Source organism: Sneathiella sp. (assembly GCF_002694385.1).
Classification (GTDB): Bacteria; Pseudomonadota; Alphaproteobacteria; order Sneathiellales; family Sneathiellaceae; genus Sneathiella.
The window spans coordinates 1-16,108 of the sequence record NZ_NZMB01000007.1; the positions used below are offsets into that span (position 1 = coordinate 1).

Below are 16,108 nucleotides of genomic sequence, written 5' to 3' on the forward strand. Positions count from 1 at the left end.
GGCCGCCAGCAATCCGGGGTTCTCCAAGATTGTCATAGGCTTTGTCTCTCCCGGGAGCGTCAATACGGCTCTCGAACCGTTGCGTATGGCGAAAAAGCTCGACCAATATCGGGAGACGGCCCGTATGGCACTGGAGCCCTGGCTTGTCGAGGCTGCTCTTGAACGCCTCGGAGGCGATCATCTGACGCGCGAGGAACAGCGCACCGTCGTAAAGGCTACGCGTACCCCCTGGAAGGTCAACTGGCCGGACTGGTGGGAAGTGTTACCGTAGGATGGTCTGGCTCATAACCTGAAGGTCAGAGGTTCAAATCCTCTCCCCGCAACCAAATATCTAGCTGATAACAAAGCGAATTCTGGAAAGCCCTGATCCTAACGGACAGGGCATTTTGCTGTTCAGGGGCATTTTAGGGGCACTTCCTCCCAACCTATGCCTATCACAGTCAACAGGTTCCCACTCGATATTTAATGAATAGCGCCTAGGCGGCGCATAGCTGCCTATAGCATGCCAATGCCCTATGGCGTGCTTGCCTTGACGAAATCTATCGTCCGGCAAGGCAATGAACAGTGCTTTTCTGGGTGGAGAACAAATAGTGAATATGTTCTTGCTTGCCGCTTGCCGGGTTTGGTATTCTGAAAAGAAAAAATACCAACAATCGTATTTGCCAATTCAAAGGGCGGCGTCGGCAAAACGACATCCGCTCTCACCATCGCCCAGGTTCTGACCCAAGCGGGTTCGACCGTCTCCCTGCTGGATGCCGATCCTAATCAGCCGATCAAGGCATGGGCGGCCCGTGATCCTGAGCGCTTGCCAGCCTCCTTCGATATCGTTCCCGATATCGGTGAGACCTCCATCCTTGACGCCATCGACGAGGCGGCTGTCCGCAGCGCCTTCGTTCTGGTCGATCTGGAAGGCTCCGCCAACCTTGCCATGTCCTATGCCATCGGTCGGGCGGATCTGGTCATCGTGCCGATGCGTGGCAGCCAGCTCGATGCCGACCAGACCGCCTGTGTCATCAGTTTGATCCGGCACGAAAAGCAAGCCTATCGGCGTGTCATTCCCCATGCTGTCCTGTTTACGGCCACATCGCCGGCGATCCGTTCCCTCATGGACCTTCTGCGCATCATGGACCGCCTCGACAAGGCGGGTGCAGGCTTCCGGTCGCTGACCGAGGCCATCGATACTACAACGCCGGCCGGCCGGATGATGATGCAGATGCTGGGCAGTGTGGCGGAGTTCGAGCGGGAGATGGTCAGGGAACGCAACCTCGCCGGGCTTGCCCAAGCCCGCGAGCTGGGCCGCCAGCTTGGCCGCCGCCGCGCCCTCACCAGCGAGCAGCGCCGAAAGGCAGTTCGCTGGATGCAAGAAGGCCAGAGCCAGGCTGAAATCGCCCGCACCTTCGACGTCCACCGTTCGACGGTATCCCGTCTCGCAGCCGACATCCGGGCGAACACGCGCAAAAAGTGCTGATGCGTCAATCGCTTCTTGGAGATTCCCGATTTTTCCCGTATTTTCTTAACCAGAACAAGAATCTGATCGGGCAAGCCGTATGGACACCGACATCATGACGATCCGGGAGGTCGCTGAGTATCTCAAGCTCACCGACAAAACGGCATACCGCTTGGCGGCAGAGGGTAAATTGCCGGGCTTCAAGGTTGGCGGCGCATGGCGGTTTCGCAAAGGGGACATTGATGAATGGATAGAGGTGAGGAAGCGGCAAGGCGGTAAGAACGAAGCGGATCAACCCTAATGAAGATAATTGACAATACCACACAGCTTCTAGGCGATGACCTGAGGGACGCGGCCGAACGCGGGTCCCGGCTGAAAATTGCCGCGTCCTGCTTCTCTATCTATGCCTTCGAGGCGCTGAAGTCTGAGTTGTCAAAGATAGATAGCTTCCAGTTCATCTTCACCGCCCCAACTTTTGTGCCGACCGAAGTAACAGACCGGATGCGCAAGGAGCGGCGGGAGTTCTTTATCCCGAAGAACCGGCGTGAGACGGGCTTGTATGGGACTGAGTTTGAAATCCACCTCCGCAACAAACTGACCCAGCGTGCCGTGGCGCGCGAATGTGCCGAGTGGATTCGCAAGAAGGCTAGGTTCCGGTCAAACACAACAAAGGCCCCGATGCAGCAATTCCTGCATGTTGCAGGTGCGGGCGATGGCGTCGCCTACATGCCGATCAGCGGCTTCACGGCTGTTGATCTGGGATACCAGAAAGGAGATGCAGTCTCGAACTTCGTCACGCGGTTCGACGATCCAAACCACACGCAGATGTATCTTCAGCTGTTCGACCAGATTTGGTCCGATCCGCACAAGGTTCAGGATGTCACTGAGGCAATCTGCAGCCACATTGAGTCCGTCTATCAGGAGAATTCGCCGGAACGCATCTACTTCCTGATGCTCTACAATATTTTTCAGGATTTCCTTGAGGATATTGACGAAGATGTGCTGCCGAACGATCTGACCGGGTATCTAGACAGCGTGGTCTGGAACAAGCTCTTTAACTACCAGCGCGATGCGGCGACTGGTATCATCAACAAGCTGGAAACCTATAACGGCTGCATCCTCGCCGACAGTGTCGGTTTGGGTAAGACGTTCACTGCGCTTGCCGTCATCAAATACTATGAGCTGCGCAACAGGGCAGTCTTGGTGCTCTGCCCGAAGAAGCTCGCGGACAATTGGCAGAACTACAATACCAACCTGACCACCAACATTTTTGCCAAGGATCGCCTGAATTACGACGTGCTTTGCCATACTGACCTGTCACGAACGTCAGGCGAATCTTTCGGCATTCCCTTGAACCGAGTGAACTGGGGCAATTACGATCTCGTCGTCATCGACGAGTCCCACAATTTTCGGAACAACGACGTCTACAAGGACCGGGAGACGCGATACCAGAAACTGATGAACAAGGTCATTCGCGCCGGAGTGAAGACCAAGGTTCTCATGCTCTCCGCAACCCCGGTGAACAATCGCTTTACCGACCTGCGCAACCAATTGGCGCTGGCCTATGAGGGCCAGTCGGAGGCTCTGAGCAAGAGCCTGAAAACCCATGTCAGCGTCGAAGAGATATTCCGCCGCGCCCAGAAGACCTTCAATGCCTGGTCCGACCTGCCGCCGGAAGAGCGGACGGCAGCGTCGATCCTGAAGTCACTCGATTTCGATTTCTTCGAGTTGCTCGATGCCGTGACCATCGCACGCTCACGCAAGCATATCGAAACCTTCTACGACACCACGGATATCGGGAAGTTTCCGGAACGTCGCAAGCCATTGTCGTTCCATTGCCAGATTACGACGCGGCCCGATGTGATGGGATTCAACGACATCTTCTCGCAGCTTTCGGTCCTGAAACTCGCGGTCTATGCCCCGATCAGCTACATCCTGCCCAGCCGCCTTCGGAAGTATGAGGAGATTTACGATACCCAGGTTGAAGGCGGGCGCGGAAAGCTGCGTCAGGCCGACCGGGAGCGCAGCCTTCAGGCGTTGATGACCACCAACCTGCTCAAGCGACTGGAAAGCTCGGTTGAGGCGTTCCGGATCACGCTGCGTTCGCTTGGGGGTAACATCACCCGCGCGCTGGAAGCTATTGCTGAATACGAGCGCTCAGGCGGGACGCAGAGCATCAGCGACTATCTTGCGGATGCAGAACTTATCGACGCCGAAGACGACGATCTGGCGGGCCTCGGTGATTTCACCGTCGGCAAGAAGGTTCAGATCAGCCTTGCTGACATGGACCTGCCGTCGTGGAAGCACGATCTTGAGGCCGATCTTGTCCCGATCGAGGCTTTGATCGCATCGATGGACAAGGTTGCGCCTGCGGACGACGCCAAGCTTCAGAACCTCATGGCGCTGCTCCAGAAGAAAATCAGCGACCCGCTCAACCCTGGAAACCGCAAGGTCCTGATCTTCACGGCCTTCGCTGACACGGCAAACTATCTCTATACAAATCTTGCACCCTTCGCGCAGCAGCTAGGGCTGCATGCCGGTAAGGTGACAGGGTCTGATACGCCGAAAACTACATTAAAAAGGAGCTACGACTTTCAGGGAGTGCTGACCCTGTTTTCTCCGCGTTCTAAGGAAAAAGCAATTGTCTTGCCCAATGAACCGGGCGAGTTGGATATCCTAATCGGAACCGACTGTATCTCCGAGGGGCAGAACCTTCAGGACTGCGATTTTCTGGTCAATTATGACATTCACTGGAATCCGGTGCGCATCATCCAGCGCTTCGGCCGGATCGACCGCATTGGCTCTTCGAACAGCCAAATCCAGTTGGTCAACTACTGGCCTGACATCTCGCTCGATGAATACATCAACCTGAAAGAGCGGGTCGAAAACCGTATGGTGATCGCCGATGTAACGGCCACTGGAGATGACAACGTCCTGACGGCCAAGAGCAACGACATAGCCTATCGCAAAGATCAGCTCATGCGCCTTCAAGATGAAGTCATTGATCTGGAGGATGTGAAGACCGGCATTTCCATCACTGACCTTGGCCTCAATGATTTCCGTATGGACCTGCTTAACTACGTCAAGGAACATGGAGAACTGGATAACCTGCCAAACGGCATGCACGCCGTTGTACCGGCACAGCAGGAACTTGGTCTGCGACCGGGTGCAATCTTCGCCCTGAAGAACATCCATGACAGCGTCAACATCAACCAGCAGAACCGGCTGCACCCGTTTTATCTTGTATACATCAGCGATGATGGCGAAATTATCGCCGACCATACAGAAGTTAAGCGTCTGCTCGACCTTATCCGCACGAGCTGCAAGGGTCGGGCGGAGCCCATGCCAGAGGTCTGCCGCATCTTCAATGAACGCACACGAGATGGCCAGCAAATGGACCGTTATTCCGATTTGCTGAGTAGCGCCATTCGCTCCATGATCGAGGTGAAGGAAGAGAAGGATGTCGACAGCCTGTTCAGCGGCGGCCGCACAACGGCACTGGTGCATACAATCGCGGGCCTGGATGATTTTGAACTGATTGCATTTGTTGTGGTTGAGGGCAGCGTGGTATGACGGCTTTCTTTGACTATCCAAAAAGTGCCGCCTTTGGAGGGTCGGCAACGATTACTTCATTAAACAGCCAGATGGTCGTTTATTGGTCAGAATCAGATCCTGCGGTTTCAGTCCTCTTGAGTCCTTGCAAGTGTAGGTTTTCGTACAAAAGCGCTAACCTGCCATTTTCCTTGTGGAAGAACCTCCAAATTTGACAAGTTTGACCATAATTATAGCGAACCCTGGAGCTGTTTAAATTGCCCCTGGATCACCGCCTTTTCCTGAAGAATTGCTTTGTTCTCGTCGGTCAGATACGTCACTTTATCCTGTGTGGTTTTCAATTCGGTTTTGGTGGCCTCCAAAGCCTGTGATAACACGGCCACTTCCTTATCGACTTCTGCTTTCTGAACAGTGAGAGCAGATATTTTTTCTGCCAATTGCTCATTTTTATGCTGGTTTTTCCGGTTCTTCGTCATGGCGTCTTCAAGGTCGCGTTTCAGCTTCTGGATATCATCTACCTTTCCGTTTAGGTCCCTGTTTAGCGTTGCATTGGCCTGTTCAAGTTTATCGGCATTGTTTTCTAACTGCGCATTGGCATCCAACAGCTCGGACGATCTTGACTCGGCCTGGGTGAGCCGGTGTTGCAGATCCAGGATCTGGTCTTTCAATCCCTGGTTAACCGAACGAAATTGTTCGCGCTCCTGTTGACGATCTTCGGCTGTTCGCTGCTGGTAATGCTCGAAATGGTCACGGATATCCCGGTTTTCCTGCTTGAGTTCCGTGACGGTTTCTTTCAAATCGGCGGTCCGGGCAATAGCCTCGTCCCGTTGCATCTCTGCCTTGGTCAGGTTGATGCGTGTATCTTCCAGAGCCTGAGTTTTCTGGTCTACTTCGTTGGTAAGTTGCCCGATCTGGATTTCTAAATCTTTCTGGCGGGCAGTGAGCTGCGTAATCGCGTTGCTGGCGTCGTCGAGCTTTTTCCGGAGATCTTCATTCAGCCCTTTGAACTCCTGTCGGGCCTGCTCGATGCGGTGGTCGGCCATCTGCTGCACTCGTTCGTGGAGAGATTTCACGACCTCCACCAAGTCGCTCGGGAGTCCATTGGTATCGGCCGCGTCCCCGTTATCGGAACGCCAGCGCTTGAGTAGTGGCGCGATCGTGCTTTTGCTGCCGGTGCCCAAATGTTCTCGAACCCGATCCACCGTTGGCTCCTGGCCTTGAGCTTTGATGGCTTCGGCGGCTTTGGCGACATCGTGATATGTGACTCCGGCGCGGGCCATAGGAATTTCCTTTCAGATTATTTAATACCGTATTACGTAACACGTAATATAACATAATTATATAGCTTTTAAAGACGGTTTGAATTTATAATATTAACCTACGATAATGCTCATTATCGTAGGTTAATGGATTGAGCCATAAATTTTCGACTTGTAACACCGGTACATAGCCGCCTTTTGGGTGACATCGAAGGAAATCCTATTCATGAACAACAAACCACCAAAACAGGCTAACGACTTGTCATTACGTAATGAGGATTCGACCCTGGTTGAACGCCAGGAATCCGAGTCATTGCGGCAATACCTCCAGGCAGCGACGTCCGACAACACGCGTAAAGCCTACCGTTCGGCCATTCGGCAATTTGAAAAATGGGGTGGTCGCCTGCCCACAGACCGGGATACTGTCGTCCGGTACCTGCTGGGCAGAGCCGAATCGCTCAACACCCGGACCCTGGATCTGCACCTGACCGCCATTAGCCAATGGCACCATTACCAAGGACTCATTGATCCGATAAGTGATCCGTTGGTCCGCAAAACCATGGAAGGCATCCGTCGCACTCATGGTCAGCCCAAGCGCAAAGCCAAGACACTGCGTCTGGAGCACATCGCCGAAATGGTGAATCACATGCGGCAACTCCCAGACAGCAAAAAAAAGCACCGGGACATTGCGCTGGTATTAACCGGCTTTTTTGGGGCTTTCCGCCGCAGCGAACTGGTTGCGATTCAAACCAGTGATGTGAATTGGGAGCCGGAAGGTCTGATCATTCGGTTGCCTCGCTCCAAAACCGATCAGCAATCAACGGGGTTGGTTCGTGCTTTACCTTTTGGGGCTGAAAGTTGTTGTCCGGCTACAGCGATCGAAGCATGGATTAGAGTAGCTGGTATCAATGAGGGCCCCCTCTTCAGGCCCATCAACCGCTGGGACCATGTTCAGGAAAGAGCGCTGAATCCAGGGGCGGTAAACGATCTTCTCAAAACCTTGGGCAAGGCCTGCCAGTTCGATTTTGCACCCGACTTAAGCAGTCATAGTTTTCGTCGCGGCCTCTCTACCTCGGCGGCACGGGAGCGCGTGGACTTTGAACTGATTAAAAAGCAAGGAGGCTGGAAAAGTGATGCTACCGTTTGGGAGTACATTGAGGAAGGACAGCAGTTCAATAATAACGCATCAATCATTCTGATGGAAAAAATGAGCTTGTTGCTGAACGCTGAATCCCTAAAAAAGGGAAAGTAAATCCGCAGGATCGAAATCATCTCGGCGCAAACATGATAATGCCCATCCCTAACAAGGTGATGGCCACGCCTACAAAATCCCACAGATGCGGGCGAATCCCATCCACACCCCACAACCACAGTATGGCCACCGAAACATAGACGCCGCCATAGGCCGCATAAACCCGGCCCGCTGCGGTTGGATGAAGAGACAGTAGCCAGGCAAACAGCGCTAGGCTGAACGCTGCCGGCAGCAAAACCCATGCGGATGCCGACTTCTTCAGCCAGAGGTATGGAAGATAACAGCCAACTATTTCCGCAATAGCGGTGATGATGAACAAACCGAGCGTGGAAAGTATGGACATACGAAGTTCTCTTGTTAGTGCTGATCCGTTTGGCTGGGCACGGGTTGATCCCGGCAAGCTTCTTCGGTCAGCTCGATTTCAATTGTGGTGTGAGCCAGCGGGTATTGTTCGAGCGCCATAGCAATGGATTGTTTGATGGCGCAGTATTCGTCAGGACCAAAAACTCCCTCGTGATCCACTACGATATGGGCCGTCAGTACATGCTGTTCACCATCCAGGGACCAGAGGTGCTGGTGATGAATTCCGCTGATGCCATCAATGCCAATTAGTGTTCGCCGGATCTCCTCGTGAAGCGCCTTATCTGGAACAGCCTGAAAGAAAAGCTTGCCGGTTCCCCAAAGATTCCGACACACATTAAACAGAATAAAGAGAGTAAAGCCCACCGATAGCAATGGGTCGAGAATAGGCCAGTCGGCAAACTGCAAAACGATTGAGATAATCAGCACTGCCACCCACCCCAGCACATCTTCCAATAAATGCCAGTTCAATACCTTTTCGTTCAGCGTATTTCCCTTGCTAAGACGATAAGCAGCAATACCGTTGACGGTGACGCCCAGAATCGCCAGCGCTAACATGCCCTCGGTGACGGGCATCACTGGATTGGCCAGTCGGGGAATTGCTTCGCTTAATACCCACAGCGATCCGGCAATCAATACCAGGCCGTTGATCAGGGCGCCGAACAGGGACAACCGCCGGTAGCCATAGGTGAATTCGGTGTCGGCGGATTTACGTCCCAGCCGGTTCAGGAGCCAGGCGCTGCCAATGGACAGACTGTCACCCAGATCGTGCACCGCATCGGCCATGATAGCCGTGCTGTTGGTGAGCCAGCCGCCGATGAATTCGATGATGGTAAAGCCCACATTAAGAAAGAACGCCATTGCTATGCGGCTTGCGCTTTCATCTTTGTGGTGTGAATGATCGTGTTGATGCATAAGCAACCCTTACACAATAAATGTACCTGCCCTGACCGTAACGATAAGGGCAGGCAAAACGTTTATGCCATGTCGCTTAACTTGCCTTTTGAAAACCAGGCAAACAGCACCGGCAATACAAACAGCGTCAAGAACGTAGCGGTGATAAGCCCACCCACGATCACACTGGCCAATGGCTTTTGGATTTCCGCACCGACGCCATTAGATAGCAGCATGGGGATCAGGCCTAGCGCCGAGGTGATGGCGGTCATCAACACGGGTCTCAGCCTTGATACAGCCCCATCAAACACGGCATCGGCAACCGTCAGACCGTCTACAATCCGCTGATTGATACTTTCCACCATAACGACGCCATTCAGCACCGCTACCCCGAACAGAGTGATGAAGCCCACTGAGCTGGGCACCGACAGATACTGGCCGGAAATCCAGAGTGAAAAGACGCCGCCAATCACCGCCAGCGGGACATTCACGAGGATCAGCATGGCCTGGCCAACCGAGGCAAAGGCAAAGTAAAGCAACAAAGCGATCAGTCCCAGCGAAACGGGTACCACCAGTGACAAACGCTTTTGTGCTCGTTGCTGATTCTCGAACTGACCACCGATATCGACGGAATAGCCAGTGGGCAGATCCACTTTCTCGTCAATCGCCTGCCGAATATCCGCGACCACGCTGCCCATGTCCCGCCCCTGCACATTGGCCTGGATCACCACCCGGCGCTGCACGTCATCTCGACGTACCTGCGGCGGGCCGGATGCGATACTGACTTCGGCAACGTCCCCGAGACGCACCCAGGCACCCGATGGGGCCTGTAAACGCAGATCGGCTATGGCTTCACGGTCTTTGCGAAACTGTTCAGCGAGTCGCACATAGATGTCGTAGCGCTCGTTGCCATTGATGATCTGACCGGCGCTCACACCACCCAGCCCTTCGCGCACCAGTGCCATCACATCGCCCACGGCCAGGCCGTAACGGGACAAGGCGCGGCGATCCGGTTTCACCACCAGCTGCGATTCACCGGCGATTTGCTCCATGGCCACATCGCGGGCACCTTCGATCTCTTTAACCACGGCCTCAATGGCCTGGCCCTTCTCGGCCAGCACGGCGAGATCAGGACCAAACAGTTTGATAGCAAGCTGCGCTTTGACACCTGACAGCAACTCATCCACACGGGTTGCGATGGGTTGCGAGAAATTGAACAGTAAGCCCGGGTGTTGCTCTAGCTTCTGTTCCATCAATGCCTGGAGCTCATAACGATTGTCTGCACTGGTCCATTCCGGCACCGGTTTGAGACCGATATAAATCTCAATATTATTAACTGGTTCCGGATCACCGCCGATTTCAGCCCGGCCAATGCGCGACAGCGCATAGGTCACCTCCGGGAATTCCATCAGCATTGCCTCAAGCTTGGGGGCTACTTCCAGCGCGGTATCCAGACTGGAAGACGGAGCGAGAGTGACGCGCAGGTTAACGGTGCCTTCTTCCAGCTCCGGCACGAACTCGGTGCCCAGGCGGGGCAGAACCAGCGCGGCAGCTACCACCATGACAGCGGCAACACCCACCACTACTTTGCTGTGGCCCATCGCCCAGGCTAAACCTTTGCGGTAAAGCAAATCGAGTGGCTTCAATATAAAGCTCTCGCGCTGGCGAACTCCCCTTCGAAAAAGGTATGTCGCTAATGCAGGCACAATGATCAAGGCCACCAACACTGCAGAGAGCATGGCCAGCATAATACTGATGGCCATGGGCTGAAACAGTTTGGCTTCAACACCCTCAAAGCTGAACAGCGGCATGAANACAACCAGAATAATGGCCGTGGCNAAAAAGATGGGGCGNGCNACNTCNTTNCCNGCNTCNTGCAGGCGCAAGGCNATACCATGNCGGTCNTGGNNNGCNTCAACNGGNTCNNCGTCNTCNGAATCCACCCGCGATTGTCTNNGGGNATCATGTTCAGCATCCGGGTGCGTCAGATGTTTAAACATGTTNTCCACCATNACNACGGAGCCATCNACCAACATGCCAATGGCNACNGCNATCCCNCCCAGNGACATCAGATTNGCCGACANNCCNAACCANGCCATCACCATTAANGCNATNCCAATNGANATCGGNATGGANATCAACACCAGAAAGGTGGCGCGCAGGTTCATCAGGAANAGCGCAAGGATCACGACNATGAANNNAAACGCCAGCANNANGGCATTGACCACNGTNTGNACNGCCTNGNTGANCAAATCNGCCTGATCNTANNANGCNTCGAANCNNACACCTTCCGGTAATGCCTGGTTAATACGCTCAATGCGCGCACTGACTCCATCAATGGTGGCCTTGGTGTTGGCCCCCATTCGCTTGAGCACGATGCCGGACACCACCTCGCCGAGATTCTCCACCTTGTCGTCGGCGTTCTTGCGCGNCATGGTCACCGCNCCCTGNCGGATNTCACTGCCNANNGCCACTTGNGCCACGTCGGACACGGTGATNGTNGTACCNTCCACGGTTTTNAGTGGCACCTGNCGGANCTGNTCCAANCCCTNNTCACCATGATCCAGCCAACCNGTNCCCCGNATNACCAGTTGCTCCTGGCCCCGGTTCATATACCAGCCGCCGACGTTGGTGTTGTTGCGCTCCAGTGCCATCATGACTTCGTCCTGGGTCAGCTCGTAGGCCAACAGTCGGGACGGGTTCAGGTTTACCTGGTACTGACGCACCTCACCGCCGAACGATAGCACATCGGTCACACCCTCGGCCGGAATCAATAGCAGCTTCACCACCCAGTCGTTCAAACTGCGCAATGCCATGGCATCGAAACCGGCATCGGGTTCGGCCACGAGAAGATACTGATAGACCTGACCCAGACCGGAAGTATTCGGGCCCATTTCCGGCGTGCCGACGCCATCGGGGATCAGCTCCTTGGCAGCCTGAAGCCGCTCAAATACCAGTTGCCGGGCAAAATAGATATCGGTGCCTTCTTTAAAGACTACGGTGACGCCGGACAGGCCGGTTTTGGAAATGGAGCGCACCTCTTCCACATCCGGTAAGGCGTACATCACGGCTTCGATGGGATAGGTAATAAGCTGTTCCACCTCTTCGGCAGCCAGCCCCGGTGCTTCGGTATTGACAGATACCTGCACGTTGGTCACATCCGGAAAAGCATCCAGATTCAGTTTTGGAATAATAAAAACGGCACTGACCGTTAGTGTGATCAGGGCTATCACCACCAGCAATCGGTTGATGACCGCCCAATCGATAATTCGGTTAAACATGGGGTCTCCTACTGCTTAGTGGTTATGGGGGTCAAAGCCGCCCTTGGCGATCTGAGAGGCAACAAAGAAAGCGCCCTGAGTGACGATGCGAGCCCCCGGACCGACACCGCTAATTTCACGTAGCGGCCCGAGCGCTCGACCCAGCTTCACCTCCACTGGCTGGAATTCGCCAGGATGGTCTTCCACGAATACCGTCCAATCTCCGTCTGCGCCGCGCATCAGTGCGGTTTCGGGTACCGCCAGCACGGGTCTTTTAGTCTGGAATCGGAAATACACCTCGGCGAACTGGCCGGGGTGCAGGCGGTGTTCCGGGTTATTGACCAACAGGCGCACGGTACGGGTACGGGTGATGGGGTCAATGGTGTGCGCCTCCTGAGTGACCTTGGCGTTTACACGGACATCCCCAGCCACCACTTCCGCTCTTGTTCCCGCGCCCAGCGTCAGGGAGAGATCGGCGGGCAGGTGGGCCTCCACCCAGAGTTGCTTTTCATCGGCCAACGCAATCAAGGGCGCGCCCGCCTCGATGCGCTGCCCCTGCTCGAAATCATCGCTGAGCACCGCGCCGTCAATCTCGGCATGCAGGATATACTCCCCTAATGCAACAGATTGCTGAGGAGCGACCAACGCTTGCAAGTCCGAGGCCGAAAGGCCGTAGGCCAGCAGCGTCGCCCGGGCTGCCTCCAGGCTGGTTTTGGCCGTGATGTAACGCTGTTCACCCACGGTTTTGCGCCCAAGTTCCTCTACTCTTTGCCATTCAGGCCAGGCCGTGCGGTAATTGGCTTGTGCCTGCGCCACGGCTTCACTGAACAGAGTAACCAGCGGCTGACCCTGTTCGACGTGATCGCCGAGGGCGACATGGCGGCGCAGCACCACGGAAGGCACCCGGGGCGATACTCGGTAACTGGTGTAACCGTTGGAAAGGATCTCCCCCGGTGCGTAAAGCTGATAATCGACCTTTCTGGGAGTCAGTGGGTTGATCTGAATATCGGCCAGGGTCATTTGCGCCGGGTTCAGTGACGCAGAAGCAGCTTCTTGGTGACCTCCATGCCCACCATGATCACCGTGGTCACCGCCCTCGCTATGCTCTTCATGTCCGTGTTCTGAGCCGGAGTTGTGCTCGTCGTGGGCGCTGTGTTCATCATGATTTTCGTCGCCATGATCATCGTGCGCATCCTTGTGATCACTATTGACGTCCTCGCCGTGTTCCGCGTGGCCGTGCTCGGTGTCAGGCTTATGGTCATCATGCTCTTCATGGTTTTCCTCACGATGATCGTCATGATTATCCTGTTCGCTATGGGGTGCCGCCGTTATCGCTTTTTCCTGCCCATGCTCACGTGCATGCTCAGACTCAGATTCTTTGGCGTGGCTGGCGGTTGCGGTCGCAAGACCCGCCACCAAGATGGCTACCAGTGTTTTATTCATGTTTATCATTCCTGTTTAATTCGTTGACGCGGTCGATGACTTTATTGCGTTGATCAGGTGGCCCGATTGCTGAAGTGCTTCGGTGAGCGCAAGCCGTGTCTGCTTTTCCAGCTCAATGCCTGCCAGCAGGCTTTCGGTGCGTTGATTCAAGGCCAGCAGATAATTAGTGGTGGACAGATCACCCGTGCGCCATTGCCGTTTCAGCAGTTCGGCGCTGTTCTCGACCCGACCCTGAACAACCTCTTGCCAGCGGCGATATTGCTGTTCAAAGCGCTGCCAGGTGGCCTGTGCAGCCTGCCAGTCAAAGCGCTGCTTGCGGTAGATAGCCTGAAAACGAGCCTCGGCCTCCAGCGCTATGCGTTCGGTGGCGCGAGTTTCTGCACTGAAGTTGTTGCGGACATTCAACGGGATGGAGAAGGTCAGCCCGACAACGCTCTCTCCACCATCACGACCGAAATTGACGCCAAAGGTGGGCTCCGCCTTGGCGGTACGCCGTGTCACTTCAGCTTCCTCCTTCAGCGACTGCCAGCGGGCGTGGGCGCTGGCTACGGCCGGGTGTTGCAGTAACTCCTGATCCGAGGTCAAGTCTGGCTGGGAGGGCCAGAAATCATCAGGAATGCCGCCTCGCGTGGGCGCCCATGCGGGCAGCAGCTCGCGAACCCGGATTTCGGCTTTCTGTATCGCGGCTTCGGCCTCGGCAACCTGAGCCAGCTGCTGTGACAGGGACAGAAAGGTGAGTTCGGCATCGATGCTGCCCAGATCACCTGCCTGCTGGCGCTTATCCACCTGTTCGAGCAAGGCGTTAAGTTGCTGCTGTTGCGCTTGGGCAATGGCGGCGGCGCGGTTGGCGGCATGCCACTCCACCAGTGCGGCAAGCGCCTCGGCGGTTTTGTCCAACACTTGTTGCTGGTACAGCGCTTCGGCGGCGCTTCGCATAAAGCCCGCCTGCTGCCGTCTTGCACCCCGTCTGTCCCACCAGTCGATGGTCTGCTGAACGCCGACCCGGTAGTTGTCTTCCTCTCCATTACGCTCCAAATCGGTGGACAGCTCCGGGTTGTAAAGCGGCTGCTCCAGCGCATCGGCGCTGGCGTTGGAGCCCAGCAATTGCTCGCGGGCGGCAAGCACCTCGGGGTGTTGTTGTATCTGGGAGGCGAGCCAGGCGCTCCAACTCGATGTCTCTGCGTAAGCAAACATGGGCAGAAAAAGCACGCACGCGCCCAGCAAGGCCCGTCTGGGCCAGTCAAATCGTCTCATATTGATGCTCCTGAAATTCAGCGTGCGACGGTTTGGTCGTGCACCGGATTTTGCCGTTGTTGGGGTTCATCCCGGTGAAAGGCGACCTTTATTACGGTATCACCAGGCAAGGCGGGGAGCTTTGCAGAAAAACGCACGCCGCCCTTGCGTGATGCGCGTCTGGTGAGAAGGCGCGGTGAGTAATCAGTGGTTGTTTCCGCAATCAATTCGTTATCAGCAGACCAGGCTGCGATGTCTACATGGCCTCGGGGAAGGCCGTAGCGCAGGTGAGCATCCATCCGTCCGAAGACGGTCAGCTCCGCGGCGGTATGGTTCACGGTCACCTGGCGGAAATGCCAGCGTTGGTTGTCGGTATTGACGACTTCAATTTCAGGCAAGCTGTTTTCGGCCTGAGCGGAATTGACAAGCGCGAGGCTCAGCGCGAGCCCAATAGCGATCTGTTTCATGATGTTTCACCCTAAAATAAATACCAATTGTTCGCTGTAACCCAAGGCTACAGAGGCTGATGACGTGCTGTTGAGGCGCGATCAGGCGATTGGAGGGCGAAACAGAGAGGGGGGAATACCAGAGGTGAGGTTGGCCTGATAGTCGGCTTGTCCGTTTTCTGAGAATAAATCGGCTAAGTGTGAAGTGGCTCCGATCAGAACGACAGAGCCGTGGCCATGACAATGGCAGCAATGGTGGCAGTCATATACAGACTGTCCGGGCTGATCGGGTGTCTGCTTGGCGAGCAGATTGTCGTTGTGGGTATCAGTGGCAGTGGATTGATGCGAATGGTCGAATTCCAGGTGCTCCGTCCCGGATTGATGAAGCTGGTGAACGTCCGCCATGGCAGCCACAGATTGCAGGGCAATCAGTAAGGCCAGTAGACAAGTTAAGTAATGGCGGATGTTCATGTGGAATGTGGAGCCCTTATGCTGTCAGGTTCCACAGTACCCGACTCTTTCATAAAATCAAGCATATAACAGAATTTCGGGCTATTTTACCGCTCATCAACAATGCAATGAATTCAGCGGTGCTGTCAGAGGAAAACTGCTTGATGGGGATTTGCTCGTCGACTAGCCTCCGAGCATGACAAAAAAGAACCCATTTCGCTATTTCAAAACCTCTCCTGAAATCATCCGCCTTGCGGTAATGATGTACGTCAGGTTTCCCCTTTCTCTTCGCAATGTTGAAGACCTTCTTCATGAACGGGGCATTGATATTTGTCATGAAACAGTCCGCTATTGGTGGAATAAATTTGGTCCAATGTTTGCTGGTGAGATCCGGAAGAAACGACTTTATCCTTCCCAAAATCATTCCAACTGGCGATGGCATATGGACGAAGTATTTGTGAAGATCAACGGAGAAACTCATTATCTGTGGCGAGCCGTTGATCACGAGGGGG

Annotated in this window: 13 protein-coding genes and 1 pseudogene; 7 read left to right on the forward strand and 7 right to left on the reverse strand. The window is 54.9% G+C overall.

Features of this window, described 5'->3' with window-relative positions; genetic code table 11:
• The 4 genes and pseudogenes from CMN55_RS03610 to CMN55_RS03625 all read left to right on the forward strand — a co-directional run.
• Positions 1-271: pseudogene (locus CMN55_RS03610) on the forward strand (DUF5681 domain-containing protein); the annotation flags it as partial.
• A 381-nt stretch (positions 272-652) separates the two neighbouring features.
• A complete protein-coding gene (locus CMN55_RS03615; RefSeq protein ID WP_293948184.1) occupies positions 653-1,468 on the forward strand; it encodes a recombinase family protein in 816 nt (271 codons plus the stop codon).
• A 79-nt stretch (positions 1,469-1,547) separates the two neighbouring features.
• Positions 1,548-1,748, forward strand: a complete 201-nt coding sequence (gene mads1 / locus CMN55_RS03620) for a methylation-associated defense system helix-turn-helix domain-containing protein MAD1 (RefSeq protein ID WP_293948179.1) — start codon at positions 1,548-1,550, stop codon at positions 1,746-1,748.
• Complete coding sequence (locus CMN55_RS03625; RefSeq protein ID WP_293948180.1) at positions 1,748-5,020, forward strand: helicase-related protein; 3,273 nt, start codon at positions 1,748-1,750, stop codon at positions 5,018-5,020. The genes mads1 and CMN55_RS03625 overlap by 1 nt, the downstream gene beginning before the upstream one ends.
• Positions 5,021-5,229: 209 nt before the next feature.
• On the opposite strand, the gene CMN55_RS03630 is transcribed toward CMN55_RS03625, so the two are convergent.
• Positions 5,230-6,279, reverse strand: coding sequence for a DNA-binding protein (locus CMN55_RS03630; RefSeq protein WP_114324239.1), 1,050 nt, complete (start codon positions 6,277-6,279; stop codon positions 5,230-5,232).
• 205 nt (positions 6,280-6,484) lie between these two features.
• Between CMN55_RS03630 and CMN55_RS03635 the strand changes: the two genes are divergently transcribed.
• Positions 6,485-7,510, forward strand: a complete 1,026-nt coding sequence (locus tag CMN55_RS03635; protein WP_020743633.1) for a tyrosine-type recombinase/integrase — start codon at positions 6,485-6,487, stop codon at positions 7,508-7,510.
• 16 nt (positions 7,511-7,526) lie between these two features.
• Here the strand turns inward: CMN55_RS03635 and CMN55_RS03640 are convergent, their stop codons facing one another.
• The 6 genes from CMN55_RS03640 to CMN55_RS03665 form a co-directional block, all read right to left on the reverse strand.
• Positions 7,527-7,853: a YnfA family protein gene (locus CMN55_RS03640; RefSeq protein ID WP_020743634.1), complete on the reverse strand. Its 327-nt coding sequence runs from the start codon at positions 7,851-7,853 to the stop codon at positions 7,527-7,529.
• Positions 7,854-7,867: 14 nt separating this feature from the next.
• Complete coding sequence (locus CMN55_RS03645) at positions 7,868-8,785, reverse strand: cation diffusion facilitator family transporter (protein WP_068435067.1); 918 nt, start codon at positions 8,783-8,785, stop codon at positions 7,868-7,870.
• 62 nt (positions 8,786-8,847) lie between these two features.
• Complete coding sequence (locus tag CMN55_RS03650; RefSeq protein WP_293948181.1) at positions 8,848-12,045, reverse strand: efflux RND transporter permease subunit; 3,198 nt, start codon at positions 12,043-12,045, stop codon at positions 8,848-8,850.
• Positions 12,046-12,060: 15 nt separating this feature from the next.
• The gene (locus CMN55_RS03655) at positions 12,061-13,467 is read right to left on the reverse strand and encodes an efflux RND transporter periplasmic adaptor subunit (RefSeq protein WP_206835121.1); all 1,407 of its coding nucleotides are present in this window, start codon (positions 13,465-13,467) and stop codon (positions 12,061-12,063) included.
• A 15-nt stretch (positions 13,468-13,482) separates the two neighbouring features.
• Positions 13,483-14,721: a TolC family protein gene (locus CMN55_RS03660; RefSeq protein ID WP_293948182.1), complete on the reverse strand. Its 1,239-nt coding sequence runs from the start codon at positions 14,719-14,721 to the stop codon at positions 13,483-13,485.
• 17 nt (positions 14,722-14,738) lie between these two features.
• Positions 14,739-15,167 carry a hypothetical protein gene (locus CMN55_RS03665; protein ID WP_273088037.1) on the reverse strand — a complete coding sequence of 143 codons (429 nt, stop codon included), beginning with the start codon at positions 15,165-15,167 and terminating at the stop codon, positions 14,739-14,741.
• A gap of 216 nt (positions 15,168-15,383) precedes the next feature.
• On the opposite strand from CMN55_RS03665, the gene CMN55_RS03670 reads away from it, so the two are divergent.
• Together CMN55_RS03670 and CMN55_RS03675 are read left to right on the forward strand one after the other, a co-directional pair.
• The gene (locus CMN55_RS03670; RefSeq protein WP_035458175.1) at positions 15,384-15,581 is read left to right on the forward strand and encodes a hypothetical protein; all 198 of its coding nucleotides are present in this window, start codon (positions 15,384-15,386) and stop codon (positions 15,579-15,581) included.
• Between the two features lie 211 nt (positions 15,582-15,792).
• Positions 15,793-16,108: DDE-type integrase/transposase/recombinase (locus CMN55_RS03675; RefSeq protein ID WP_293948183.1), on the forward strand; the 316-nt coding region annotated here is incomplete at its 3' end.